Genomic DNA, 25,021 nt, shown 5'->3' with positions numbered 1-25,021 from the left:
CGGAATGAACAGTGCGGTGACGATACTCGTGGTCGATGACGAGCCGGCCATCCGGCGGCTGCTCCATGCCAGCCTGGCCCGCGCCGCCTATCGCGTGGTGGAGGCCGGGTCCGCGCGCGAGACGCTGGCGGCGCTGCAGATCGATAAGCCCGAAGTGGTTCTGCTCGACCTTGGCCTGCGCGATCGGGATGGACTGGAGCTCATCCCGCTCATCAAGGTCGCCGGAGCGGCGGTGATCGTCGTTTCCGCGCGCGATGCGACGGACGAGAAAGTGGCGGCGCTGGACCTTGGCGCGGACGATTTCGTGGCAAAGCCGTTCGACAGCGAGGAAGTGCTCGCCCGCATCCGGGCGGCGCTGCGGCACCGGCTGGCGAGTGCCACCGGCGCGCCAGTGCTGCGCCACGGCGACGTGGAGATCGATCTGGCGGCGCGCCGGGTGAGCCGGGGCGGTGAGGATGTGCGCCTGACGCCCAAGGAATACGGCTTCGTGGCGGAGCTGGCGAAATCGCCTGGGCGCGTGGTGACGCACACCCAGCTGTTGCGCACGGTGTGGGGCGCTGGCCACGAAAACGATGTGGAATACTTGCGCGTGGCGGCGCGCGCGATCCGCCGCAAGCTGGAGCAAGACCCGTCGCGGCCGACCTTGCTGCGCAACGAACCCGGCGTTGGCTATCGGCTGCAGGTGGAGGCGTAACCCGCCTGCCACCTTGCCCTTGCCGTCGGTTGAAGCGCGATGGAGCCTGCATTGCGTCGCTTTAACTGATCGGTTAAGCCGGTCCGGCGGAACGCATGAACGATCATGCGGCTGGTTCTGATCGAGGATGTCTCACAGTGTTCGACACGCTGACGCTGGCCGCGCTGCCGCCCGAGGATGAGGCTTTGCGCCCGCAAATCCGGGCCTTCATCGCCAGTCACGTCGCGGGACTGCCGGCGGATCGGCGGGCGCGATCGTGGCAGGGCTTCGATGCCGCGTTCAGCCGTGCGCTGGGGCAGGCGGGGTTCCTGGGGCTGACGCTGCCCAGGGCTTATGGCGGGCAGGAGCGCGGGCCATTTGCCCGGTTCGTGGTGGTGGAGGAATTGCTGAGCGCCGGCGCGCCGGTGGCCGCGCACTGGATCGCCGACCGGCAAAGCGCGCCGCTGATCCTGGGCTATGGTACCGAAGAGCAGCGCCAGTCCTATATCCCGCGCATCTGCCGGGGGGAGGCGCTGTTCTGCATCGGCATGAGCGAGCCGGGCTCCGGCTCGGACCTTGCCAGCGTGCGAACCCGCGCCGAGCGCACGGACGCGGGCTGGCGCGTCAACGGCCAGAAGATCTGGACCACGAATGCGATGCATTCGGATTACATGATCGCGCTGCTGCGCACGTCGGGCACGTCGGAAGACCGGCACGCAGGGCTTTCGCAGCTGATCATCGACCTCAAGGCGCCGGGCGTTGCGGTGCGGCCGATCGTCGATCTCACGGGCGATGCGCATTTCGCCGAAGTGTTCTTCGACAATGTTGAGCTTCCCGCCGATGCGCTGATTGGCCGCGAAGGCGAAGGCTGGAAGCAGGTCACGGCCGAACTCGCGTTCGAGCGTTCCGGGCCGGAACGCATCTATTCCTCGGTGGTGCTGCTCGATGCCTGGATACGGCACCTGCAGGCGGTTGGCCGCCGTGACGCGGATGCGCTGACCGGCCGTTTCATGGCGGAAATCGCCACGCTGCGCGCCATGTCGATCGCCTGCACCGCGCGCCTTGCGCTGGGGGAGAGCCCGGTGGTTGAGGCGAGCATCGTCAAGGATCGGGGTACGACGTTCGAACAGGACCTCCCCGTGGCGATCGGTGACGACCTGGCCGCGCATCCCGACGAGCCGGTGAGCGACGAGCTCTACCGCACGCTGCTCTATGTCACGCACATCGCGCCCAGCTTTTCGCTGCGCGGCGGCACGCGCGAGATCCTGCGCGGGATCATCGCGCGCGGCATGGGTCTGCGGTAGGGGACGGGAGAGAGCCGATGGATGCAAGCGAACTGCTCGAACCCTTCGACCGGATGCTGGTGGCGATTGCCATGCCGGCCGCGGTGCGCGCCGTGGAAAGCGGCGGCGATGCCTCGGCGATGTGGAGCGAACTGGCGCAATCGGGCTTTCTCGATGCGCTGGTGCCCGAGGATGCGGGGGGAGCCGGCCTGTCGCTGGCAACTATCGCGCCGCTGATCGAGGCCGTGGGCGCTCATGCCGTGCCGTTGCCGGTGGCCGAAACCATGGTGGCGCGCGCCTTGATGGCCGGGGCTGGCGTCGCCTCGCCCGATGGCCCGATCGCGCTCGCCACGGCGGGCGTGCCGGAGCAGATCGTGTCGTGCGGTCTCGTGGCCAAGCATGTCCTGGTCGATACGGGTGACCGCCTCGTGCTTGCCCCGGTCGATGCGCTGGCGGTGACGCCGACGGGCGTGCATCACGCGCTGTGCGCGCGGATCGGTTGGCGTGACACACCAGCGGGGCAGGAGATCGCCCGCCCTGAGGCGGGGCTGCGGGCACTGGCGGCGGTCGTTCGGGCCACCCTGATCGCCGGCGTGGCGCACCGCCTGCTGGATATGACGACGCGCCATGCCAATGAACGGGTGCAGTTCGGCAAGCCCATCGGCCGCCAGCAGGCCCTGCAACAGAATCTCGCGGTCATGGCGGAAGATGCCGTCGCTGCCCGCATCGCCGCGCAACTGGGCTGCGCGCGGGGGCTCGATGTTTCGCTCGCGGCCGCTGCGGTGGCCAAATCGACCGCCTCGTCGGTGGCAGCGCGGTTGGCCGGCACTGCCCATGCCGTCCACGGCGCGATCGGCATCAGCGAGGAATTCGACCTTCCGTTGCTGACCCGGCGGCTCCACGAATGGCGCCTGGCGGACGGCTCAGAAGGATACTGGAACGGCGTGCTGGGCCATGCCCGGCTCGCCGATCCGGCGGGTTCGGTGGACTGGGTACGCGCGGAAGTCTTCGCCGGATAGCGGCGGCGAGTGAACCTTCTTATCCGGGGATGTCCTCCGCCAGCGCGGCCGCTTCCGCCGCGCAATCGCGATCCGGTGCCTTGTGCGGCTGGCTGGCCAGTTCGGCGCGGGCGGCCGCCAGGTCGGCCTGGAAACCCGGCTCGGCCTGCAACCGGGCGAAGACGGCGGATGCGACCACGCGTCCTTCCTCGATATCGCTTTCCCAATGGACGTTGCAAATCCGGCGGCTCTCGCCGAACGTACGGCCGCGCGCGACCAGTTGCGTCGCGCGGTCGGGGATCAGCTCCGCCAGCAGCAGCCCCCAGCCATAGCCGATGGCGCTGTGGCCGGAGGGATAGGAACCGTTGGTGCGCAGGCCGGCTTCCTGCGAAGGGGTGCAGGTTGGCTTGCCGTTCTCCATGAAGGGGCGGGGGCGCTTGTACTTGTCCTTGGCGCCGCTCGTCGCCATGCCGAAATCGATCATGGCGCGGCGCATCAGCCGGTTGAGCGCGGGCGTGTCCGTCGGTGTGATGGCAAGGCCGGCGGTGCAGGAAAAGGTGCCGGTGGCCTTGGGCGACCAGAGATCGGCATCGCTCGCCGCGAGCGCGAAGCGCGCCTTGCCCTGCAAGGCCATCGCGCGGTCGGCGGCGGCATGGTCCCGCGCTTCCGTGGCGGAACCGGCCGCGGGTGCGGGGGGCACCAGCGCCACACTGTCAATACCCGTGCCGGGAGCCAGATAGGCGCCCGCCGCCGTTGCGGTCATCGGCAAGGCAGACGGCGATGCGCTGGACGATCCGGGCGAGGTCTGCCCGGCCAGTGCGGCGCCCGCGCCGGCGCCGGTCAACAGCAGGGCGACAAGTGTGATCGTACCGCGATTGGTCATTGCTTCTGCCTCGTTCGTTCAAGCGTCCGGCTGGCTGCCTGGGGTGGGTGATGCCAGTCCTTTTTCGCTTCGCCAACCCTGCGGTTCACGCGCGGGGCGAGAATGCGAAACACCCGCGCAAATGGCGTATTGCCCGCCACCGCCCGCCGCCCTAGCCACCGCATCGTTGCGGTTCTTGCGAGGGCCGACAGCTTGTGTGGCGCGTTCGGTCCGGAAGGGTAACAGGATGATGTGGAAGGCCGGTGCAGGTCTGGCGTTGACGATGCTTGCCATGCCGGCGGCTGCCGCATGGGCTGAAGGGACGGCGCCGTCATCCGCGACCGTTGCCGCGCCGGCACCGCCCTTTGTATCGGCCGGCTTCAACGTTCCGACTCACGTGGAAGGACCGGGTTTCAAGGTCGTGCCGCTCGCCCCCTCCTTGGCGAAGATCGACTACGACGCCTACATGGCCTCCATCGAGCACTTGCAGAAGACGTTTTCGCGCAGCACCAGCTGGCCCCGCGAGGGGATCTCCGCCGCCGACGCCGTGCAGGACATGGAAACCGAGCAGGCCCGGTTTCAGGGCCGCAAGTCCTTCGCCTATTCCGTGCTGACGCCCGATGGCACGCGCGAACGCGGCTGTGTCTATGTCTATCCCAGCACCGTTCCCGGCTACGACGCCGTGGTCAGGCTGTGGGTGACCAAGGCCGAATACGACGCGGGCTTCGACGCCGAGCTTTACCAGTGGGTGACCGCCTGGGTGAAGGCCGACTGGCCGTTCGCGAACGTCGCATATCCCGGCCGTGCGATCGAATGGAGCGCGTGGGATGCCATGGTGGCGGCGAGCAAGGCCGGGAAAGCCGGATCAGCGGCGCAAGCGCAGTAAGCCGAGCAGTGGCTGGGTCCTGACCCTAAACGCGTGGAGCATGGTGTCCCCGTCCAGATTGGCGCTAGCGGCATCAGGGTGACGGACGCCAAATGCTGCGCGGCATCGCCATCGCTATTGTATTGACGAATCAACTATTGTGCGTCTAGCTCGAGCGATGTCGAACCCGCATCCGTTCCTGCCGCGTCTTGAGCACGCCTTCACGATCTCGATCACCCTTTCGCGGCCAAGCTGGGTCGCTCCCGCCGCAAGAGGGGATTCGCGCGGGGCGATTTATGCCAAGGAGGGTGTGGTCGAAGGGCCTCGCCTCAATGGCCGCGTGGTGCCGATGTCGGGCGGGGACTTCCCGCTGACGCGCCCGAATGGGGTGATTGACTTCGACGCGCGTTACCTGCTGGAAGCGGATGACGGCGCGATCATCTACCTGGAAAACCGCGGCTTCCGCTGGGCGCGCAGTGACGAGATCGCCGACCGGATGCGCCGCAACGAGCCGGTGGGCTTCGACGATTACTACATGCGGGTGACGCCCCGGTTCGATGCGCCGGAAGGGCCGCACGCCTGGCTGTCGCAGCATGTCTTCGTGGGCGTGGCGGAAAAGATCCCCGGCGCCAACCGCATCCACTACTTCGTCGTGCTGTGACCTGCCGCGATCGCCTCCCGGGTGGTGGCGCCTTTGATTGCAACCCGTTGTTGCCTTTCAGTTCCGAGGAAAACCGATGACCCCGTCCCCCGCCGACTGCCGCCTTGAGCACGTGTTCGACATCGAAGTCCTGTTCGGTGCCGACCGGGTGATTTTCGGTCCGCTTCCGGGCGGGGGCAACCAAGGCTATACCCCGGCGATCGGCGGCACCATTTTCGGCCCGCGCCTGTCCGGTACGGTGGTGCCGCACAGCGGTGCGGACTACGCGACCGTGCGCGCCGACGGCACCATTGAGCTGAACGCGCACTATCTGCTTCAGGCCGATGACGGGACGACGATCTACATCCAGAACAAGGGCTATCTCGTCCGTCCGCTACCGGGTGAGCCGCAGCCGTCATACTTCCGGCTGACGCCCTATTTCCGCGTGCCCGAGGGGCCGCACGACTGGCTCTCGCGCACGGTCATCGTCGGCGGCGGGGAACGGCGAACCGATCCCGACCGCTCGCTGTTCCGCTACTACGCGCTGGTCTGAGCGCGCGCCGTGCCACTGTTTGCGTCCCCTCTTGCTTGACCACCGTCCGTAGCGCTCTTGCCTTGCCGGGTGACCGGCGTGCAGCATAAGCGGGAGATACAGGCGATGGATCAACAACAAGAGGTGCCATGACTGAACCGCCGCGTGGTGCCGCCGAGCGCGTCGCCTACCTGATCCGTTTGGTCGCCGCCGGCCCGCACCGGTTTAGTCTGGGCGAACTCGCCGCGCGCGCGGAACTGCCGCCAAGCACGGTCCATCGCCTGCTCAAGGTGCTGCTCGATTGCGGTTTCGTGGAGCGGGGAAGCGGGCAGAGCTATCGCCCCGGGCGCGAGCTTTACCGCACGGCTTCCCAACTCATTGCCCGCTTCGATCTGACGCGCAGCGCGCGGCCGTTCCTGGACATGCTGGTCGCCGAATGGCAGGAGACGGCGGTGCTGTGCGCCTATAGTCCGCCGGGGCGCTGCGGGATCATCGCGGATGTGGTCTCCACGCCGCACCTGCTGCGGTTCGCGGTGGAGAAGGGGGGCGAAGTTGCCCTGCCCTGGGGTTCGCTCGGACGGGCCATTCTGGCGTTCCTGCCGACGGGGGAAGGGGAAATCCTGCTGCGCAAGGCCGGCGATGGCCCACTGACAGGGCGCCCCCGGCCAACGCGGGCGGAACTGGAAGCGGACCTCGCGCGAATCCGGAAGGAAGGAACGGCGCGCTATTTCGATCCGCGTCACGACATCGCCGGCATCGCTGCGCCGATCTTCGGGGCGGAGAAGGAAATGCTGGGCTGCATCGGCGTGACCATGCCTTCGGCACGCTACCGGCTGCATGAAGAGGATGACCTTGCCGCCGCCGTCCGCGGGGCGGCCATGCGGATCAGCGAACTGGCGGCCATCTCTTACAGCTAGTTTTCCGTATAATGGAATTGTGATTCCGAAATTCGGAACGCCCTTGACCGTTGATTTATCAACATGCTCTATACCTCCCGTAGGCCGGGACAAAGATGGCCGCAACAAGGGGAGATGGACGAATGGCGCGTGGTGCTATGTTACGGGCGGCCGGCGGTTCGGTGATGGCGCTGGCCGGCGCGATGCTCTGGGCAGGGCCGGGATTCGCACAGGAAGCTCCGGACAACACGGCCAAGGGCAAGGACCCGGCGGCCGAGGAGATCATCGTCACCGCGCAGTTCCGCGACCAGAAACTGCAGGACGTGCCCATCGCGATCACGGCGATGAGCGGTGCCATGCTGGAACAGCGCGGCCAGACCAACCTCGTCGATCTGGGCGGCAAGGCCCCGAACGTGACGCTCCGGACGGCTTCGGCGAACTTCGGTCCCGCCGTCGTCGCTTACATTCGCGGCGTTGGCCAGCGCGATACCTCGTTCGCGCTCGAACCGGGCGTGGGCATCTATGTCGACGATGTCTATCTGCCGACGATGCAGGGATCGATGCTGAGCCTCATCGATCTTGACCGCATCGAAATCCTGCGTGGTCCGCAGGGAACGCTCGCCGGCCAGAATTCGATCGGCGGCGCGATCAAGCTCTATTCCAAGAAGCCCGACGGTTCGAACGACGGCTACCTGTCGGCGACCTATGGCAGCTACAACCGCATGGAGTTGCGCGGCGCGGCGAATTTCACGGTGGTGCCGGACAAGCTCTTCGCCCGCCTTTCGGGCGTTGCCGTCAAGAAGGACGGTTACGTCACCCGCTATGACTATGCCTGCACCCATCCCGGCAGCACGCTGCCGAGCATGGTGGCCGCCGACAAGTGCAAGCTGGGCACCGAGGGCGGCAAGGAATACGTCGCCGGCCGGCTCGCGCTGCGCTGGCAGGCTTCCAGCCGGGTGACGGTGGACCTTGCGGCGGACATGACGCGCGACAACAGCGAGGTCGGCCCCGCAACGCTGCTCTACGTCGGTCGCCAGGCGGTCCCCGGCGCAACGCTGACCGGCGTGGCGACGCCGCCATCCTCGGCCTATGTGCTCAATGGCAACGTCTTCGGCACGGCATCGGGTTCGCCCTACATCTCGTATTCGCCCTACGGGAACTACGCGCAGGATACGTTCACCAAGAGCCCCTTTGTCAGCTACGAAAACTATACCGAGGTCACCCCGCGCGATGGTTCGGGCACGTGGTCCGCGCCGCTCAAGGGCTTGATCAACAGCTGGGGCGTTTCGGGCACGATCACGGCGGAACTGACCGACAACCTCAACCTCACCTCGATCACCGCCTATCGCAAGTTCGACGGCAACTATTCGTCCGGCGACAGTTCGCCATTCAACACCGGGCTGCAAGCAAACCGCGTCTATAACCACCAGTTCAGCCAGGAACTGCGCCTGTCCGCCAAGATTGGCGACATGGTCAACCTCACCGTCGGCGGGTTCTATCTGGACAGAACCAGCCGCAACCGGTCGCGCGTCACACTGCCGACGCTGAACTTCATCGAGGACAACACGATTCCGGCCAAGACCAAGGCCGTGTTCGCCAACGCCGAAGTTTCGCCGCTGGCGCGGCTGACCATCCTGGGCGGCATCCGCTACACCGACCAGAGCAAAACCTTCATCTATGGGCGTGAGGGCATTCCCGGCTCGTCCACCGGTGGCGCCGTTCCGGCTTCGCTGGCGCCGCTCAACGGGCTGTCGCGCGAGTTCTCGGGGAGCCGGGTCGATTACCGGCTTGGCGCGCAGTACCACCTGACCGACGCGATCATGGGCTATGCCCAGTTCTCGACCGGCTTCAAGGGTGGCGGTATCAATCCCCGGCCTTTCTTCCCGGCCCAGGCCCTGCCGCACAATCCGGAAACGCTCAAGGCCTATGAAATCGGCCTCAAGAGCGAATTCCTCGACCATCGCGTGCGCCTCAACGCATCGGCGTTCATCAACAAGTACAACGACATCCTGGTGACGGTCTCGAACTGCCCGGTGGCGGTGGGCGTGCCAGCCGCGCCGTGCGCGCTGCCGCTCAACGCCGGCAAGGCGACGATCAAGGGCTTCGAGGCCGAGCTGGCGCTGCGTCCGGTGCAGGGCCTCTCGATCGACGCGTCGCTCGCCTACCTCCACTTCAAGTACGATTCGATCAGCGCGATCGCGGCGAGCGCCGGCATCGGTCTGGAGGACAAGGGCGTCTACATCTCGCCCTGGCAGTGGAGCCTTGGCGCGCAATACGAGTTCGATCTGGGCAAGGCCGGCACGATCATTCCCCGCATCGACGTCAACCATGAGGACGCGTTCGAACGCAATGCCAACAACGTCGATGCGGCGACCGGCGGCAAGGACATTTTCGGCGTGATCCCCAGCCGCACGCTGGTCAACGCCCGCGTGGCCTACGCGACGGCGGAGAAGGATTGGGAACTGGCGGTGGAAGTCCGCAATCTTACCAACAAGCTCTATTATTCCGACATTTTCGACAATCGCGGATCGACCAACTCGATCCAGGGCGTTCCCGGTGAACCGCGCACCTGGGCCGTCACGCTCAAGCGCCGTTTCTAGGAACGGCTGATGCGGCGAAGGACGGCCTGTGGGTCGTCCTTCGCCGGACATCCGGCCCGGTCGGAGACCGGCGACCCGCACTATCGCAGGAAAGGAATGACCGTGTCGTCTCGACCCGTTGCCAACCCCGCCGTTCCGGCCACCGAAACTCCCGCCGGAACCCCCATCGTCGCCGGCCTGCCGATGCCCGAATTTCGCAGGATCGGCGTCGAACCGATCTCGGGCGCCTGCGGCTGCGAGATCACCGGGGTGGACCTGCGCCAGCCGCTTGACGCGGAAACGCTGGCCGAGGTGATGAAGGCGTTCGAGCAGTTCCTGGTGATCGTCTTCCGCGATCAGGATCTGACGCCGGAACAGCACAAGGCCTTCTCGCGCTATTTCGGCGAATTGACCGAACTGCCGCAGGCGCCGACCTATGCCGGCCATCGCGACATGCAGGAAGTGCGCCGCGAAGCGCACGAGCCCGAAAACGTGGTGCCCTCGTTCGAGCATTTCCACACCGACAGCCCGTTTCTGCCCACGCCACCCAAATGCATCGTCATGCGCGCGCTGGAAGTGCCGCAGTGGGGCGGGGATACGGCCTTTTCCAACGCCTACCTCGTCTATGAGCACTTGTCCGACGGGATGAAGACGCTGCTCGATAGCCTGCAGGTCGTCTATTCGGGCAAGGACATCTGGGCTAAGAACGAGAAGCTCGCGCCCGACAAGCGGCTGCGCCTGCGCGAAAGCCACGATTTCACCGAGGACCAGCTCGAAAGCATCCACCCGGCGGTGCGCGTCCATCCCGAAACCGGGCGCAAGGCGCTGTTTGCCACGAGTGCCTATTTCAAGCGCTTCGTCGGCTGGAGCGAGGACGAAAGCCGGGCCTTGCTGGCCTATCTCCAGAGCCTGGCGCAGCATCTGCACTACCATTGCCGCATCAAGTGGCAGAAGGACACGCTGATCGTGTGGGACAACCGCTTCACGCTCCATCGCGGGGTCCACGATTTCAAGTACGAGCGGCGTCATCTGATCCGTACCACCGTGGTGGGCGAACGCCCGCTCGGTCCGGCCGCGCGCCAGACCGGCAACTGAACCGCGGCGGACACGGAGAAACGGCATGAAGGTGAGCGCCGCGATCGCGGAAATCCTCAGGCGCGAGGGCGTTGACGTCATTTTCGGCTATCCGCGCAACGCGGTGCTGGAAACGGCGGCGGCGATCGGCATCCGCCCGGTCATCGTCCGGCAGGAGCGGACCGGCGTACACATGGCCGATGCGCTGTCACGGCTGACGCGCGGCCGCCGCATGGGCGTGTTCGCGATGCAGCACGGGCCGGGCACCGAGAACGCCTATGGCGGCGTGGCGCAGGCCTATTCGGAAAGCGTGCCGGTGCTGGTGCTGCCGCAGGGCTATGCCCGGCGCATCGCCCACGTGCCGGACAACTTCAACGCCTCGATCTCGATGCGCGACGTGACCAAGACGGCGGAGCCGATCCTGCGTGCAGAGGACACGCCGGCGGTGCTGCGCCGCGCCTTCTCGGCCTTGCGCAACGGCCGGTTGCGCCCTGCGCTCGTCGAAATGCCATGGGACGTCCTGGCCGAGGAGATTCCGGGGGAACTGGACTACCGCCCGGTGATCAGCACCCGTTTCGGCCCCGATCCCGCAGCGGTCGAGGCGGTGGCGGACCGGCTCGTCGCCGCGCGGCGGCTGGTGATCCACGCGGGGCAGGGTGTCCATTGGGCCGAGGCCTATGCCGAACTGCGCGAACTGGCGGAGCTGCTCGGCGCGCCCGTGTCCACCAGTCTGGAAGGCAAGAGCGCGTTCGACGAAACGCATCCGCTGGCGCTGGGATCGGGCGGCGCGGCCATCCCCGGCCAGCTTCGCCATTTCCTCGACCGGGCCGACCTGATCCTCGGCATCGGGTGCAGCCTGTCGGAGACCGCGTTCGGCGTGGCCATGCCCGATCATGTGCCGATCATCCATGCCACGCTCGATCCTGCCGACATCAACAAGAGTGTGCGCTGCGAAGCGGCGCTGGTGGGCGACGCGCAGCTGACGCTGGCCATGCTGATAGCCGCCTGCCGCGCCCGGCTGGACGCCCCGCGCAATCCCTCGGCCACCATTGCCGAAATCCGCGAGGTGGAAACCCGCTGGCTGGCGGAATGGCTGCCCCTGCTCGAAAGCGACGACACGCCGCTCAGCCCCTATCGCGTGCTGTGGGAACTGCAGCGCACGGTGGACGTGGCCAATACGATCATCACCCACGATGCCGGCTCGCCGCGCGACCAACTGACGCCGTTCTGGAAGTCTGTGACGCCGCTGTCCTACCTCGGCTGGGGCAAGTCGACGCAGCTCGGTTATGGCCTTGGCCTGGCGATGGGCGCCAAGCTTGCCTGTCCCGACAAGCTGTGCATCAACGTCTGGGGCGATGCCGCCATCGGCTTTACCGGCATGGATTTCGAAACGGCGGCGCGCGAACGGCTGCCGATCCTTTCGATCCTGCTCAACAACAGCGCCATGGCGATCGAACTGCCGGTCATGCCGATCGCCACCGAGCGCTATCGCAGCACCGACATCTCGGGCGATTATGCCGCCTTCGCCCGCGCGCTGGGCGGCTATGGCGAGCGGGTGACCACGCCTGACCAGATCGCCCCGGCGATCCGGCGCGGTATTGCCGCGATCGAGGCCGGTCAGCCCGCGCTGATCGAGTTCATCACGCATACCGAAACGAGAGCTTCGCGCCTGTGACCGCAGTGGTGCCGCGTCGCGGCCTGTCGGCCGCGGAACGCCATGCGTTTGCCGCCGGTGAGGAAGCGGCGCTGGCGGCTCTGCGGGGCGATCTGCGCGCGGCGTTTACGCAGGGCGCGCGGGCGATTGTGGTCGAAACCGGCGATCCCTCGGTTGTGGGGGAAGATGGCTTCGCCGAGCGCCTGCTGATGATGGGCCGCTGGCTGGGCACGCCATCGATCCAGTCGCCGCAAGGAGAACGCGTTGCGCGGGTGGAGCGGCGGCCGGGCGATGCGCAGGCGCGCGGCACGCATTCCGATCTCGAACTGGCGCCGCATACCGATCTGCACGATATTCTGGCGCTGGGCACGGTGCGCGAGGCGGCGCGGGGCGGAGATTCGTTTCTGGTACGCGCGGCGGACCTGCACGACGCGGTTCGGCAGCGAATGCCGCATCATCTGCCGGCGCTGCGCAAGGGGTATTTTTTCGGCACCAATCCGGTGCTCCGCTCACGCGCGCCGGTCAGCGCCAGCGAGGTTCCGGTTTTCGCGGGCGATGGCGACGGGGTGCAGTGCTGCTTCAACCCCTATTTCCTGCAGGCCGCCGCGCAGGCGCGCGGGGAAGCGCTTCCGCCTGCGTTTGCCGATGCCGTCACCGATCTGCGCGCGCTGGCACTGGAACTTGCCGCCACCGCGCAATTCCGGCTCTCGCCCGGCGACGTGGTGCTGTGGCACAACTGGTCGTGGCTGCACGGACGCACCGCGTTCGAGGACGATCCGGAGCAGCGCAGGCTGTTGCTGCGCCTGTGGCTGCGGTCGGACCTGTGCCCCCCGGCCGACATCCGCTTTGCCGAGCGGTCGGTGGCTATCGACGACGATCACGAACGCACCCGGCGCGAAGGGATAAGGGTAGAATGAGCGCGATCGAGGAACCCGGCAAGGAACCCGGCCAGGAAACCGGCGAAGAGAACGCGACGTGGCCGTGGTCGGCCACCTGGCCGCTGTTCATCCTGACGCTCATTTCCGTGTTCAACTACCTCGACCGGGCGTTGCTGGGGCTGGTGCTGCCGATGATCAAGCGCGAGTTCGGCGTGTCCGACACCGCGCTGGGCCTCGCCACCGGCCTCGCGTTCATTTTCCTCTATTCGCTGCTGGGCCTGCCGATCGCCTGGCTGGCGGACCGGTTCAACCGCCGCAATATCATCGCCATCGGGCTGGGCTTCTGGAGCCTGATGACGGTGCTGACCGGCTTCGTCACCAGCATCTGGCAACTGGCCATCGCGCGCTTCCTGATGGGCGCGGGCGAAGCCTGCGGGCTGCCGCCGTCGAATTCGATCATCGCCGACCTGTTCCACCCGCGCCGGCGGCCGCTGGCGCTGGCGATCTTCGGTACGGCCAACTCGATCGCCTTCATCGTGTTCTTTCCGATCGCCGGCTGGATCGCGCAGAACCACGGCTGGCGCGCGATGTTCGTGGCGATGGGCGTGCCCGGCATGATCGTGGCGCTACTGCTTCTGCTGACCGTGCGCGAGCCCGCGCGCAAGGCGCCGCCGCGCGAACGCGAGCGATTGTCCGCCACGAAGATATTCGCCGACATCCGGACGCTGTTTGCCGACAAGTGCTACACCTGGATTTTCGCGGGTGTTACCCTGATGGGAGCGAACGTGTGGGCGGCGGGGGCGTGGACGCCGACGTTCTTTTCGCGCGTGCATCACATGGGCCTGGCCGAGATTGCCGGCACGATCGGGCCGACGCGCGGCTTCATCGGCGCGGCGGGCGTGCTGTGCGGCGGGCTGCTGATCGACCGGCTGCCCGCCAGCCGCATCCGCTGGCGGCTGGCCGTGCCCGCGCTGGCCTGCCTGCTGGCGGGGCCTGCGGAAGCGGTGTTCCTGCTCGGTTCGGACCGCGCCGTCTGGTTCACCGCCTTCGCGCTGACCAGCTTCGTCACCCTGATCCACCAGGGGCCGGTCTATGCCGCCACCGTCAACATCGTGCCCGAGCGCCAGCGCGCGCTCGCCATCGCGCTGCTGCTGTTCGGCGCCAGCTTCATCGGCAACGTCGTGGGGCCAAGCGCTGTCGGCTTCGTCACCGATCTGCTGACGCCGCGCTATGGCGACATGGCGATCCGGCATTCGATGCTGATCATCGCGGTCACCCCCGTCCTCACGGCCGCCTGCCTGATGCGCGCGGCCCGGCTCTATGGCGAGCGGGCGCACGGATAGGTCGCAGCGGTTTTCTGCCCACCGACATTGCCGGATGGCTCGCGAGGCGACATGATCGCCCGGAAGGAGGCATCCGGCCATGTCCGCGTTCCCACCCGCGACCACGCCCGCCACGTTCTATTTCGATCTGGTGTCGCCGTTCGCGTACCTGATGTGGAAGCAGTTGCGGCGGAACGCCACCCTGGCGTTGCGGCCCGAACCCGTCCTGCTGGGCGGCCTGCTCCAGCACTGGGGGCAACTGGGACCAGCCGAAGTGCCGCCCAAGCGCATCCAGATCTACCGCATGTGCCAGTGGCTTGCCGATCGGCACGGCATTCCGTTCCGCTTCCCCGATGTTCACCCGTTCCGCTCGATCGAGGCGCTGCGCCTGCTGGTCGCGCTCGATGCGCGGGTGGATGCGGTGGACGCCCTGTTCGATGCGGTGTTCCGCGATGGCCTGGACCTTGGCGATCCGGCCAATCTGGAAGCGTTCGGCCGGGCGCTGGGGCTGGACCGCGTGGCGGCGGTACTCGCCGCGCCCACGGTAAAGGACCGTCTGCGCGCCAATACCGAGGCTGCCATCGCGCGGGGCGTTTTCGGCGTGCCGACGGTGGAAGTGGGCGCGGAACTTTTCTGGGGGTTCGACACGATCGGGATGATCGACGATTATCTGGCCAATCCCGCACTGTTTCGAGGCCCCGCGATGGCCCGGCTGGAAGGGCTGGGCTATGGCGTGCCGCGCCGGACGAACGGATAGGGCCTATCAGGCTGCGCGGTTGCGCTTTTCCGCGTCCTCGTCTTTCGCTTCGACGGGAAGACTGTCGATTTCTCCCTTTGGCGAAGCAGGGCGCGTTCCCTCCCCGATGCCGTCGGGATCGATCGCCTGGGAGATGAGGAAGCCCTGGATCTCGGTGCATCCCTTGTCGCGCAGCGCCTGTAGCTGCGCGTCGGTCTCGACGCCTTCCGCCGTGGTGTCCATGCCAAGGCTGCCCGCGAGCCCGGTGATGGCCTGGATAATGGCGCGCGATTCGGCGTTGTGATCGAGCGATTCCACGAAGCACCGGTCGATCTTGATCTTGTCGAAGGGAAAGCTGCGCAGATAGTTGAGCGAGGAATAGCCCGTTCCGAAATCGTCGAGCGCGATGCGCACGCCGATCTCGCGCAGCTTGTACAGGGTCGATACGTTGGCTTCGCTGTCCTGCATCAGCACGGTTTCGGTGATTTCAAGCTCCAGCCGGCCGGCGTCGATCCCCGCGCTGGCCAGCGCGTTGACCACGGTGGGGATCAGGTTCGCGCTGCGCATCTGCGCGGGCGAAAGATTGACCGAGATGCGCAGGTCGGCCGGCCATAGCGCGAGTTGCGCCGTCGCCTGGCGGATCACCCATTCGCCCACCTGCACGATCAGCCCGGTTTCCTCGGCCAGCGGGATGAAGGCGTTGGGCATGATCAGCCCGCGCGTGGGATGCTGCCAGCGGATCAGGGCCTCGTAACCCACCACGTCGCCCGACGAGATGTTGACGAGCGGCTGGTAGTGGAGCGTGAACTCGTTGCGCACCAGCGCCGCGCGCAGGTCCATTTCCAGATCGCGCCGTTCGCGCGCCGCTTCGTCCATGCCGACCTGGAAATGGGCGAAGCGGTTCCGCCCGTTGGTCTTCGCGCTGTACAGCGCCAGGTCGGCGCGCTTCATGACTTCGGTGGGATCGCTGTCCGCCACAGTGGCGAAGGCAATGCCGATGCTGGTCGACGTCATCACCTGCATCCCGTCGAGGATGAACGGCTGGTCGACCGCATCGATGATCCGGGCAGCGCAGGCTTCCACCTCGTCGGACGATTTCACCCGCTCGATCAGAACGGCGAATTCGTCGCCTCCAAGGCGGGCCACCATGGCCTTTTCCTGCACGCAGGCCTCGACGCGGCGCGCGACTTCGCAGAGCAGGCGATCGCCGATGGGATGCCCCAGCGTATCGTTCACCGATTTGAACTGGTCGAGATCGAGGCACAGGACGGCCGTCCGTTCCTCTTCGTGCAGCCGCTTGACCGCGCGGCTCAACGTCTCGTTGAAGAGGAAGCGGTTGGCGAGGTCGGTCAGGCCGCAATAGTGCGCCATGTAGCTGACCCGTGCTTCCGCGCGCATTTCCGCCGTCACGTCGGACGCGACGCCCTGCATGCGGCCGCCGGCGCGTGGCTGGGCGGAAAGCCGCCACCAGCACGTTTCGCCGCCCACGGCGATCTGCACGGTCAGGTCGCGGAACGCCTGCCGTTTCCGCAGCATTTCGGCGAGACGCTCGTACTCGTGGCCGGCTTCGAACAGCGAAAGCAGGGCATGCCCCTCAAGCGCTTCCCGGTCGCGTCCGCTTGCTTCGACGAAACGATCGGTGGGGGCCACGATCAGCCCCTCCCGGTCGATCGACCACAGCCAGTCCGCGCTTTGCGCCTCGTAATCCTTGAGCAGGAGTTGCACGGTCTCCGCGCTTTCCCGGAGCGCCTGCTCGCGCGCGACTTTTTCAGCGAAGACCTTTTCGTTGCCCTTGATCGAGCGGGAGAGGACGGCGGCGTAGCACAGGATCAGCAGCGTGCCCGTTGTCGCCAGGGGATTGCCGGACAGCAGCCATCCGGCGATCGAGCCGATCGTCAGCGGGATCATATAGGAAAAGGCGGCGCGCGGAAGCGGGCCATAGCTGATGACAGCGGCGCCCATCATGCCGCCGGTGAGCATGGCCAGCAGCGTGAACACGCCAGGCGTGGCGTCGAGGCCGCCGATCGCCATGGAAATGCCCCAGGCAATGCCGTTAAGAGTGGCAAGAAGCTCTATGAAGCGGCCGTCCCTTGACGGAGACAGGTCCTCGTAATCGTTCTTGGCCAGACGGCGCGCGTGCAGAATGCGGACGAGGCCTTGCCCAAGGACCAGCAAGGTCCAGAACGCGATGGCCGCGTGGGACACGGAAGACCACAGGACGGTCGCGACGATGATTGCGTTGATGATACCGCCGATGACCGCCGTCCGCGCCAGCTTCAGGCTGGCTTCGACCTGCGCCTTGCGTAGAGCCTGTCCGTCCGTCGTATCCACCAAGCTCATCTGCGGTCCATCACCTGCGGCAGGGCAGCGCTTCTCGCGGCGTGGCGAATCTTCACCGTGCCTGGCGCTGCTTCGGAGGCGACGGTTTATTGGTCACAATCGTTAAGTTCGGTTGAATGTGAACAGGCGGATTCCACCGATCCGGAGCATGTTCGGATGCCTGTCGCGGCTCCCGGAGTGCGGCATGGGCCAGCCGCATCGATACTTCGCCTTAACGCCCTTCCGTCTAGGAGGGTGTTCCTTTCGCGTGAAACAGGGAGCAACCGGTGCGCGTGCCTGCAAGGGTCAAACTGCTGACGATTCTGGCCCTGCCGGTGCTGGCGTTGCCCCTGCTGTCCGGTGCGGGGGCGGGAGCCGGGCAAAGCCTGCGCTATGCCGACGTTTCCATGCCGGAAACGCTCGCCGGCGCGCAGGATACACCTTCGCCGCCCTCGGCAGCCACGTTGCCACCCGACCAGGCTGACCGCGCCTATCCGTTCTATATGCCGATGGATGGCTTGCGCCGCCCCGCCGTCCGGCTGCTGGTGAAATGCGATGCCTCGCGCGCCGCCGGCCGCGAAGTCTATGCCGGACGGAGCGTCGATGATTTCGGCGGGCGCATCGAAGGGGGCTACGAACTCGTTTATGAAGCGCTAGATGGCACGGGGCAACCGTGCATCTACCCGTTCGCGCCCTTGATGCCGCAGGTTGCGGGTGATCTGCGCGGAACCCAATATATCCTGCGCTCGTCGATCCCCGGGCGCCGTGTTACGTTCCGGACGGGGAACGAGTGGGCGTCCGTCGGCCTTCACCTTTACGACATCGGCCAGCAGCGGCTGCATTTTGAAATGCGCGATGTCGAACTGGATTTCCCCGGCGCGATCCAGCCGATCGGCGCGGTCTATCTGGAAGCCTTCGACGGGCATCGGCCGGGCCTGTTCACGGCCGTTATCCGGCGCTCGAAGATCTATGGCGGCAAGAACGCGATCTTCGTCCCCAGCGGCCAGACCATGCTCTATGTCGAGGACAGCGAGATTGCCGGCAACGTCGGCACCAACAGCGATCAGGAACACGGCACCTATATCAACGGTACGCTGGTTTCGCATTTCGTCCGTTCGAGCTGGCAGGGCCAGCGCGCGTGGCAGAACCTCGCCAGCGGCCACCAGATCAAGGACAAGGCCTATCTGCGCATCTACGAGAACGTAACGGTATCGAACCGACCCGTCGGTTCCACGCCGTCGGCCATGCCGCTGGTGGATGTCAGCGCCTTTGGCTTCACGTGGTCGAACGGGCTGCGGCTGAACCGGATCGCGCCGGCGCAGACACCGCGTGAGGGCCTCGTCGATCTGCGTACCGAACTGCGATACGGCGCGCCGGAGAATTACCCCTGGAGCCTGCTGGTCGATCCCGCGTGGCGGATGCCGCCCACGAAAGCCGCTGTCGTCGGACAGGCGCTGGACAAGGTCTATCTGTCGATCTTCCTCAACACCACGGTCCAGAGCTTCCGGACGGAGCCTTATGCGATCGCGCTGCGCCCGCAAGGAACGCATCTCGCGCCCGATGGCGTGGCGATGGAAGGCAACAGCCAGACGACGCTGGCGCAGCAGCGCATGGTCTCCATGGCGTTCAACACCAGGGGAACGCTGGCGCAGGTCTATGCGCCGCAGGGCTGGACGCTGGTCGATCCGGCACTGCCGCCCCAAGCACGGTGGGTCACGGACCGCGACGCGTTCATCCGTCACGCACTGGGACTGATCGGGCGCTGACGGCGGGTATCCGGGCCGTCCCCCGGGGTCAGGCCGGTCCGCGATAGCCGGCGAGACGGAGCGCGCCATCGAGCGAATCGCCGAGCGGATCGCTCAGGCGTTCGACGGTGCGGGAACGCAGCCAGGGCTTCATGCGGGGGGCGAGCCCGCCCACCAGCGTGCAGCGCGTGGCGCCGCGCTCGAAGATCGTCTCGATGAAGCGCTCGATATGCGCGGCCGCGTCTTCCACGATCGAGCGGGCGATGGCGTCGTCCGCTTCGGCATAGTCCATCACCAGCGGGGCGAAGGCACCGTAATCGCGGGGCGTCGCCTGATCCATCCACGCGATCGCCTGCGCCGTATCGTGGTTGAAGCGCTCGGTCACGGCGGCGCTCAGCGGCGTGCGGCGGGTGCGCCCGTCGAGCGCGCGCAGAGCGTGGCGCATGGCCGAGAGGCCGAGCGCCGCGCCGCTGCCTTCGTCGGAAATGGGAAAGCCGTAGCCGCCGATGGTGAAATCCTCGCCATGCACGCGCAACTGGGCGGCGCTGCCGGTGCCGATGATCAGGATCGCGCCGTCTTCGCCGCCATGCGCGCCAAGGTTGGCGATCTGCGCGTCGGTGGCATAGGCGACCGAGGCGAAGCCGAAATCCAGTTCACCGAGCGCTTCGCGCACGCCGGGGCGCGTAATGCCGGCAATGCCCATGCCGGCGCGGATCTGCGCCCGCTGTGATGGGGTAAGGCCGGCCTGCGCCACCGCCTGGTCGGCGGTATCCTTCAAGGTGTCATAGAGCGCGTCGATGCCGATGCGTGCATTGGCGGTGCCCGAACGGCCTTCGCCGATGGTAGCGCCGGCCGCGTCGATCAGGCGCGCGCGGCAATTGCTGCCGCCGGCGTCGATGCCGAGGAAATAGGTCATGGCCGGTGTTCTCCAGGGGTTGCCGTTGCGGTCCAGTCGCGGCCGCGCGTGGTGTGGCCGATGCCGGGGTTCAACTGGTTGCGCGGATCGATGCTGCGGTAGAACCGCTCCAGTTCGGGCCGCGCGACGTAGAGATGGCCGACGTTGTGTTCGGCGGGGTACTGCGCCCCGCGCGCGTCGAGCAGTGCCCATAGCGCGTGTTCGAAGGCCAGCGGATCGGTGCCCTTGCGCACGATGTAGTCCTGATGGAACACCTGGCAGAAGAAGTGCCCGTAATAGAGCGCGTGAATGGTCTTTTCCGCGAGGTTCGGCGGCAGTTGTTCGCGCCATTCGCGGGTGTTGCGGGGCAGCGCGACATCGAGCGCGACGATATCCTCCACCTCCCGCCGATGCACCGCGCGATAGCGGACGGCCGCGCCGGCGGCGACGAAGCGGTGCAGGAAGGCTTTGGCGCTTTCCGCCGGCGTGCATTCGAAATGATCGCCGTTCTCATCACCGGGAAACAGGCGGGCAAGCAGCCCGCGCGTGGCCTCTACCTGATCGCGCGAGACCTTGAGGATCAGGTGGTGCGCGAAGCGATCGCGGAAGGCGCGCATCCGTGCGGGCAGGGGATCGGGCACGAACCGGCTGGCCCACTGCATCACCCGGTCGCTCAGGCCGTTGCCGAACAGCGCGTCGAACCGGCCCTTGGCGGCAAAGAGCGCGGGCAGCCGGTCCGTGCCGAGCCGCTCGATCGCGAAGAACATGTCGCGCCCATAGCGGTCGGCCACGTCGAACGCGGTCTGGTGCATGTATTCCCCGGCGATCGGCGGCTGCGCGAAATCGCGCAGCATCGCCCGGCGCAGTTCGGTGAGCGGTTCGGGCGAAGCCGCGCCGATGTAGAAGGTGGCGGTGTCTTCCTCGCGCGCGAACGTGTCGAGCCGGACGGCGAAGACGATCAGCTTGCCCGCGCTGCCGGCGCTTTCGTACAGGCAGCGCGGATCGGCATTGAAGCGCGCCGGGCTGGCGCTATCGACATCGCGCACATGCTCGGCATAGCGATGGTCGTGCGCCCGGCGGTCGAGGGCGGGATCGATGTCGGCTTCGGCGAAGGCCCCCGCGTCCAGCCGGGCGAGCATCGTTTCGGGATCGTCCCCCAGCGCGATGCCGAGGTGGTTGACCAGCGCCAGCGTGCCGTCGGGCCGGACCTGCGCGTACAGCGCCAGCTCGGTATAGGCCGGCCCGCGCCGCACGAGCGACCCGCCCGAGTTGTTGCAGACTCCGCCCACGACCGAGGCGCCGAGGCAGGAGGAGCCGATCACCGAATGCGGCTCGCGCCCGTGGGGGCGCAGGGCCTGCTCCAGGCGGTGCAGCGTGGTGCCGGGCAGACACAGCACTTGCGCGCCATTGCGGATGACATGCAGCGCGGAAAGGCGGGTGGTGCTGATGATGACGAGGCCGCCGGGATAATCCGCGCCATCGGGCGTGGAGCCGCCGGTCAGCCCGGTGTTCGAAGCCTGCATGATGATCGAGACGTCAGCCGCGACGCAGGCCTGCGCCACCTTCCACAGCTCGACCAGGCTGCCGGGCCGCACCACGGCAAGCGCCGGCCCACTGCCGGTGCGATAGCCCTGGCGGTAGCGCGCCGTTTCGCGCGCCGAGGTCAGCACGTGACGCCGCCCCACCGCATCGCGCAGCCGCTCCAGCAATTCCGTGTCGCGTTTTCCGGTCATGGCGCCGTTGTCTGGCCCTATTGCGTCTGGACTTCGTCGTCGGTCATCAGATCGTCGCCGTCCAGCCAGCGAACGATCTCGCGCGCGGCGGGGTGGTCGATCGGCGCATAGCGCGCCCGCAGGCGTTCGCCGCGCGATCCCAGCCGTTCATGGCCAACGTCCTGAAACGCCGGAAGATCCTGCTGCAGCATCTGCGCGAACTCTGCGCCCAGCACCTGCCGCGCGGCCTCGCCGAATGCCGCGCCATAGGCGTAGGCTTCACCCTGCCGGTAAACCGCAGCCAGCGTCAGGGCGGGAATGCAGCCGAGGTGCGCCTGGATCGCGGGGTTGATCGCGTGGCCGGAAACGTGCGGAGCGATAGCGGCGGAGCGGCCGGTGAACGCGCGCAAGTGGAGAAAGCGCGACATGCGCGCGCCGTCGTTGACGGGATAGTTGTCCCACAGGCAGACCGGCCGCCCCAGTTCCCGCGCCACACGTTCGAGATGGGCGCGGTCGATCGCCCGCGAGCAGACTTCCTCGCCGGTCCAGTAGACGAGGACCGCCGGATCGAGCCGTCGCCCCAGTTCCCCGAGATAGCCGGCGGGCCGGTCGCCGAACACCAGATCGAGCACCGGGTCGTCCGAATAGTAGGTGGGGCAGGTATAGACCCGCGTCGCCCGGGTCAGGCCCGCGCAGAAGTTGACCACGTCCGCCTGCCGCGCGGCAAGGCCCGGCATGTCGCCGCGCAGGTCGTCGAACAGAATGGCAAGGTCGTCGATGCCTATGGCATCAAGGTCCGCCACCCGCCGGGCGAGGGCGTCGCGGGCGTCGTCGTCGAACGGGTGCGTGGAGCCGATCGGCGTCAGCGCGATGCCGAACCGCATCCCCGCCGCCCGCACTTGGGCCGAGAGGCGACCGAGCATCGCGGTCTGTTCGGGATCGTGGCGCTCGCGCCAGGCGCGGCGCAACGCGCGGTCGGCCTTGGGGCCGTAATGGTAGAAGCCATAGCCCGCCGCCGCGAGCGTCTGCACGACATGGCCGCGCTCCGCCTCGGTCCAGATGCGTCCGAAGCGGCCTTCGATCAGGCCCAGTTCGGGCATCATGCGGGGTGATCCGCGCGCGCGCCGGCGATCCATGTGGCGGTGACCGCGCGCGTTTCGTCCAGATGGACGAGATCGGCGCGCAAGCCCGGCGCGATGGCGCCGGTTTCGTGGCCGAGCCGCAGGAACCGCGCCGGATTGCCGCTCGCCATGCGCGATGCGGTCACGATGTCGCAGCCGAGCAGGTCCATCGCGTTGCACAGCGCCTGCACCATGCTCAGCGCCGATCCGGCGAGCGTGCCGTCCGGCCCCCGGCAGGTGCCGTCGATCACCGCAATGTCCTGCCCCATCAGCGTGAACCGGTCCTGCGTGCCGCCGACCGGGGGCATCGCGTCGGTCACCAGCATCGCCCCGTCGATCCCGCGCGCGCGCAGCGCCACGCGCAGCGCGGCGGGATGGACATGGAGCCCATCGACGATCAGCCCGAAATGGCTGGCGCGATCTTCCAGCGCCGCGCCGACCATGCCCGGATCGCGGCTGAGCAACTGCGTCATGGCATTGAACAGGTGGGTAAAGCCCGCCAATCCCTCTCCCAGCGCGGCGCGGGTCTGGTCGTAGTCCGCAAGGCTGTGCCCCGCGCAGACCAGCACGCCCGCATCGGCCAGCGCCCGCACCGTTCCTGCCGGCGCGAGTTCGGGGGCCAGCGTCACCACGCGCCGTCCCAGGGTGGGCCGCGCCAGCCGCGCGATGACGTCCGCATCGACCGCCGCGAAGCGCGCCTTGTCGTGGATGCCCTTCTTCGCGGGGTTGAGGTGCGGGCCTTCGATATGGATGCCGAGGACACCCGGCACCCGGTCGGCCAGCGCCGCCTCGCCCGCCGCGATGGCGTTATCGACCACGGCGGCATAGTCGCTGATCAACGTCGGTAGCAGCCCGGTCGTGCCGAAGCGCCGATGGGCGGCGGCGATGGCGCGAATGCCCTCGACCGAGGGGTGATCGTTGAAGAGCACGTCGCCCCCGCCGTTGACCTGCACGTCGATGAAGCCCGGCAGCAGCCAGCCGCCGTCAAGGTCATGGCGGGCGCAGTCGGCCGGCAGGGCATCCGCCGGAGCAAGGCCGGCAATGCGGTCGCCATCGAGCAACAGCGCCTGCCCTTCGGCAACCGCGTCGGCCAGAACAATGTTCGCGCCGGTAAGAGCCGTCAGCGTCATAGCGTGCGCGTTACCTTGTTGAGATGCGGAGGGCTATCGGGATTGCACCCCCGCGCCAGTGAAAGCGCATTGGCGAGGCCATAGAAGCTCTGGATCTGCGCGATCGCGCCCAGCACGGGATGGACCTGCGTGTCCATCGGCAGGACGAGGCTCGCGGGCGCCACGTCTTCGGGCAGGCCGGCGGCGATCACGTTCGCGCCCCGCGCTGCGAAATCCTCCAGCCGCGCGCGAAGGCCGGTCCGGGCGATATCGAGCGGGGCGAGGACCAGCACCGGATCGCCTGCTCCCACCAGCGTCATCGGGCCATGCGCGACTTCGGCGCTGCTGAAGGCTTCGGCATGGAGGTTCGATGTCTCCTTCAGCTTGAGCGCGGCTTCCCCGGCGATGGGCAGGCTGGGGCCACGGCCCAGCACGAGCATCTCGCTGGCGTCCCTCAACGGCGCGACGGCGGCGGTCCAGTCGGCGGCGGCGGCCTGTTCGAGCACGCGTCCCGTCTGGGGCAGCGCTTCCAGCAGGGCCGCGTCCTGGCTCCATTCGGCGACGAGATGGGTAAGCGCGACGAGCGTGCAAAGGAAGCTCTTGGTCGCCGCCACGCTGGTTTCGGGGCCGGCGTGGACGGGAACGACGATCTCGGCGAGGTCGGCGAGGGGGGAGGCGGCATCGTTGACCACGGCGATGACCACCGCACCCCGCGCGCGCGCGTCATCGGCGGCGGCGAGCAGATCGGGACTGCGGCCCGATTGCGAGATGGCGATCAGCGGCACGTTGCGGAAATGGGCCGAGGTGGCGTGATAGAGCGAACCCGTCGACGGGGCATGGCTGACCGTGGGGATGCCGGCTTTCGTTTCCAGCAGGAACTTGGCGAAGGCGGCGGCCTGATCGGAACTGCCGCGCGCCAGCGTCGCCGCGAAGGACGGGGCGAGCGCGCGCAGGCGCTGGCCGGCGTCGCGGACCAGATTGGTATTAAGCTGGAGCTGCCGCGCGCACAATGCCGGCGCGGACAGCGCTTCCGCGGCCATCCGCGTTGCGCCCGGCACGAGCGTTTCGAGGGTATGGGGAGTCGAGGTCATGGCGTGTGAGATACCATTCAGGGCGATTCACCTCAAG

At 67.4% G+C, this 25,021-nt stretch carries 21 protein-coding genes; 14 read left to right on the top strand and 7 right to left on the bottom strand.

The features are described 5' to 3' along the window. Positions 1–4 precede the first annotated feature (4 nt). From EH199_RS05530 to EH199_RS05520, 3 genes are all read left to right on the top strand, one after another. Entirely contained in the window at positions 5–694 is a 690-nt protein-coding gene (locus tag EH199_RS05530) for a response regulator (protein ID WP_124808280.1), read from the top strand. Positions 695–831: 137 nt separating this feature from the next. Next, a complete protein-coding gene (locus tag EH199_RS05525) occupies positions 832–1,977 on the top strand; it encodes an acyl-CoA dehydrogenase family protein (RefSeq protein WP_190287143.1) in 1,146 nt (381 codons plus the stop codon). Between the two features lie 17 nt (positions 1,978–1,994). Beyond that, complete coding sequence (locus EH199_RS05520) at positions 1,995–2,975, top strand: acyl-CoA dehydrogenase family protein (RefSeq protein WP_124808278.1); 981 nt, start codon at positions 1,995–1,997, stop codon at positions 2,973–2,975. A 19-nt stretch (positions 2,976–2,994) separates the two neighbouring features. Here EH199_RS05520 and EH199_RS05515 read toward each other — a convergent pair whose 3' ends face one another. Beyond that, the gene (locus EH199_RS05515; RefSeq protein WP_124808277.1) at positions 2,995–3,837 is read right to left on the bottom strand and encodes a phosphatase PAP2 family protein; all 843 of its coding nucleotides are present in this window, start codon (positions 3,835–3,837) and stop codon (positions 2,995–2,997) included. A 226-nt stretch (positions 3,838–4,063) separates the two neighbouring features. On the opposite strand from EH199_RS05515, the gene EH199_RS05510 reads away from it, so the two are divergent. The 10 genes from EH199_RS05510 (at position 4,064) to EH199_RS05465 (ending at position 15,013) form a co-directional block, all read left to right on the top strand. Next, entirely contained in the window at positions 4,064–4,702 is a 639-nt protein-coding gene (locus EH199_RS05510) for a twin-arginine translocation pathway signal protein (RefSeq protein WP_124808276.1), read from the top strand. 157 nt (positions 4,703–4,859) lie between these two features. Further along, the gene (locus EH199_RS05505; RefSeq protein WP_124808275.1) at positions 4,860–5,342 is read left to right on the top strand and encodes a DUF3237 family protein; all 483 of its coding nucleotides are present in this window, start codon (positions 4,860–4,862) and stop codon (positions 5,340–5,342) included. A 76-nt stretch (positions 5,343–5,418) separates the two neighbouring features. Beyond that, entirely contained in the window at positions 5,419–5,874 is a 456-nt protein-coding gene (locus tag EH199_RS05500) for a DUF3237 domain-containing protein (protein ID WP_124808274.1), read from the top strand. 128 nt (positions 5,875–6,002) lie between these two features. Continuing rightward, positions 6,003–6,770 carry an IclR family transcriptional regulator gene (locus EH199_RS05495; RefSeq protein ID WP_124808273.1) on the top strand — a complete coding sequence of 256 codons (768 nt, stop codon included), beginning with the start codon at positions 6,003–6,005 and terminating at the stop codon, positions 6,768–6,770. Between the two features lie 122 nt (positions 6,771–6,892). Next, the gene (locus EH199_RS05490; RefSeq protein WP_190287142.1) at positions 6,893–9,349 is read left to right on the top strand and encodes a TonB-dependent receptor; all 2,457 of its coding nucleotides are present in this window, start codon (positions 6,893–6,895) and stop codon (positions 9,347–9,349) included. A gap of 102 nt (positions 9,350–9,451) precedes the next feature. Next, positions 9,452–10,423: a TauD/TfdA family dioxygenase gene (locus EH199_RS05485; RefSeq protein ID WP_190287141.1), complete on the top strand. Its 972-nt coding sequence runs from the start codon at positions 9,452–9,454 to the stop codon at positions 10,421–10,423. A gap of 25 nt (positions 10,424–10,448) precedes the next feature. Further along, positions 10,449–12,077: a thiamine pyrophosphate-requiring protein gene (locus tag EH199_RS05480; RefSeq protein ID WP_124808270.1), complete on the top strand. Its 1,629-nt coding sequence runs from the start codon at positions 10,449–10,451 to the stop codon at positions 12,075–12,077. Continuing rightward, on the top strand, positions 12,074–12,973 hold the full coding sequence (locus tag EH199_RS05475) for a TauD/TfdA family dioxygenase (protein WP_124808269.1): 900 nt from the start codon (positions 12,074–12,076) through the stop codon (positions 12,971–12,973). The genes EH199_RS05480 and EH199_RS05475 overlap by 4 nt, the downstream gene beginning before the upstream one ends. Further along, a complete protein-coding gene (locus tag EH199_RS05470) occupies positions 12,970–14,277 on the top strand; it encodes an MFS transporter (protein WP_124808268.1) in 1,308 nt (435 codons plus the stop codon). The genes EH199_RS05475 and EH199_RS05470 overlap by 4 nt, the downstream gene beginning before the upstream one ends. 79 nt (positions 14,278–14,356) lie before the next feature. Continuing rightward, positions 14,357–15,013 (top strand): 2-hydroxychromene-2-carboxylate isomerase, encoded by a 657-nt coding sequence (locus EH199_RS05465; RefSeq protein ID WP_124808267.1) that lies wholly within the window; start codon positions 14,357–14,359, stop codon positions 15,011–15,013. A 6-nt stretch (positions 15,014–15,019) separates the two neighbouring features. On the opposite strand, the gene EH199_RS05460 is transcribed toward EH199_RS05465, so the two are convergent. Beyond that, positions 15,020–17,332 (bottom strand): bifunctional diguanylate cyclase/phosphodiesterase, encoded by a 2,313-nt coding sequence (locus EH199_RS05460; protein ID WP_124808266.1) that lies wholly within the window; start codon positions 17,330–17,332, stop codon positions 15,020–15,022. A 266-nt stretch (positions 17,333–17,598) separates the two neighbouring features. On the opposite strand from EH199_RS05460, the gene EH199_RS05455 reads away from it, so the two are divergent. Continuing rightward, positions 17,599–19,077 (top strand): hypothetical protein, encoded by a 1,479-nt coding sequence (locus EH199_RS05455; RefSeq protein ID WP_124808265.1) that lies wholly within the window; start codon positions 17,599–17,601, stop codon positions 19,075–19,077. Positions 19,078–19,105: 28 nt separating this feature from the next. On the opposite strand, the gene EH199_RS05450 is transcribed toward EH199_RS05455, so the two are convergent. Genes EH199_RS05450 through EH199_RS05430 form a run of 5 tightly spaced genes read right to left on the bottom strand, consistent with a single transcriptional unit; the run spans position 19,106 to position 24,984 of the window. Then, positions 19,106–19,972 carry a BadF/BadG/BcrA/BcrD ATPase family protein gene (locus EH199_RS05450; protein WP_124808264.1) on the bottom strand — a complete coding sequence of 289 codons (867 nt, stop codon included), beginning with the start codon at positions 19,970–19,972 and terminating at the stop codon, positions 19,106–19,108. Continuing rightward, positions 19,969–21,684: a D-lactate dehydrogenase gene (dld, locus tag EH199_RS05445; RefSeq protein ID WP_124808263.1), complete on the bottom strand. Its 1,716-nt coding sequence runs from the start codon at positions 21,682–21,684 to the stop codon at positions 19,969–19,971. The genes EH199_RS05450 and dld overlap by 4 nt, the downstream gene beginning before the upstream one ends. Before the next feature lie 17 nt (positions 21,685–21,701). Further along, positions 21,702–22,766 (bottom strand): beta-N-acetylglucosaminidase domain-containing protein, encoded by a 1,065-nt coding sequence (locus EH199_RS05440; RefSeq protein ID WP_124808262.1) that lies wholly within the window; start codon positions 22,764–22,766, stop codon positions 21,702–21,704. Further along, positions 22,763–23,914: an N-acetylglucosamine-6-phosphate deacetylase gene (gene nagA / locus EH199_RS05435; RefSeq protein WP_124808261.1), complete on the bottom strand. Its 1,152-nt coding sequence runs from the start codon at positions 23,912–23,914 to the stop codon at positions 22,763–22,765. Before nagA ends, EH199_RS05440 begins: the two co-directional genes overlap by 4 nt. Next, positions 23,911–24,984, bottom strand: coding sequence for an SIS domain-containing protein (locus EH199_RS05430; RefSeq protein WP_223806485.1), 1,074 nt, complete (start codon positions 24,982–24,984; stop codon positions 23,911–23,913). Before EH199_RS05430 ends, nagA begins: the two co-directional genes overlap by 4 nt. Between the last annotated feature and the right edge of the window lie 37 nt (positions 24,985–25,021).

It is taken from the genome of Novosphingobium sp. LASN5T (genome assembly GCF_003856955.1).
In the GTDB taxonomy this organism is placed as follows: Bacteria; Pseudomonadota; Alphaproteobacteria; order Sphingomonadales; family Sphingomonadaceae; genus Novosphingobium.
This window is presented reverse-complemented; position numbering and strand designations above follow the sequence as displayed.

What these genes read in the sequence shown, in the direction of transcription:
- EH199_RS05530 (WP_124808280.1), top strand. Translation starts at nt 5, where the DNA reads ATGAACAGTGCGGTGACGATACTCGTGGTCGATGACGAGCCGGCCATC.
- EH199_RS05520 (WP_124808278.1), top strand. Translation starts at nt 1,995, where the DNA reads ATGGATGCAAGCGAACTGCTCGAACCCTTCGACCGGATGCTGGTGGCG.
- EH199_RS05515 (WP_124808277.1), bottom strand. Translation starts at nt 3,837, where the DNA reads ATGACCAATCGCGGTACGATCACACTTGTCGCCCTGCTGTTGACCGGC.
- EH199_RS05510 (WP_124808276.1), top strand. Translation starts at nt 4,064, where the DNA reads ATGATGTGGAAGGCCGGTGCAGGTCTGGCGTTGACGATGCTTGCCATG.
- EH199_RS05505 (WP_124808275.1), top strand. Translation starts at nt 4,860, where the DNA reads ATGTCGAACCCGCATCCGTTCCTGCCGCGTCTTGAGCACGCCTTCACG.
- EH199_RS05500 (WP_124808274.1), top strand. Translation starts at nt 5,419, where the DNA reads ATGACCCCGTCCCCCGCCGACTGCCGCCTTGAGCACGTGTTCGACATC.
- EH199_RS05495 (WP_124808273.1), top strand. Translation starts at nt 6,003, where the DNA reads ATGACTGAACCGCCGCGTGGTGCCGCCGAGCGCGTCGCCTACCTGATC.
- EH199_RS05490 (WP_190287142.1), top strand. Translation starts at nt 6,893, where the DNA reads ATGGCGCGTGGTGCTATGTTACGGGCGGCCGGCGGTTCGGTGATGGCG.
- EH199_RS05480 (WP_124808270.1), top strand. Translation starts at nt 10,449, where the DNA reads ATGAAGGTGAGCGCCGCGATCGCGGAAATCCTCAGGCGCGAGGGCGTT.
- EH199_RS05470 (WP_124808268.1), top strand. Translation starts at nt 12,970, where the DNA reads ATGAGCGCGATCGAGGAACCCGGCAAGGAACCCGGCCAGGAAACCGGC.
- EH199_RS05465 (WP_124808267.1), top strand. Translation starts at nt 14,357, where the DNA reads ATGTCCGCGTTCCCACCCGCGACCACGCCCGCCACGTTCTATTTCGAT.
- EH199_RS05460 (WP_124808266.1), bottom strand. Translation starts at nt 17,332, where the DNA reads ATGAGCTTGGTGGATACGACGGACGGACAGGCTCTACGCAAGGCGCAG.
- EH199_RS05450 (WP_124808264.1), bottom strand. Translation starts at nt 19,972, where the DNA reads ATGACCTATTTCCTCGGCATCGACGCCGGCGGCAGCAATTGCCGCGCG.
- dld (WP_124808263.1), bottom strand. Translation starts at nt 21,684, where the DNA reads ATGACCGGAAAACGCGACACGGAATTGCTGGAGCGGCTGCGCGATGCG.
- EH199_RS05440 (WP_124808262.1), bottom strand. Translation starts at nt 22,766, where the DNA reads ATGATGCCCGAACTGGGCCTGATCGAAGGCCGCTTCGGACGCATCTGG.
- nagA (WP_124808261.1), bottom strand. Translation starts at nt 23,914, where the DNA reads ATGACGCTGACGGCTCTTACCGGCGCGAACATTGTTCTGGCCGACGCG.
- EH199_RS05430 (WP_223806485.1), bottom strand. Translation starts at nt 24,984, where the DNA reads ATGACCTCGACTCCCCATACCCTCGAAACGCTCGTGCCGGGCGCAACG.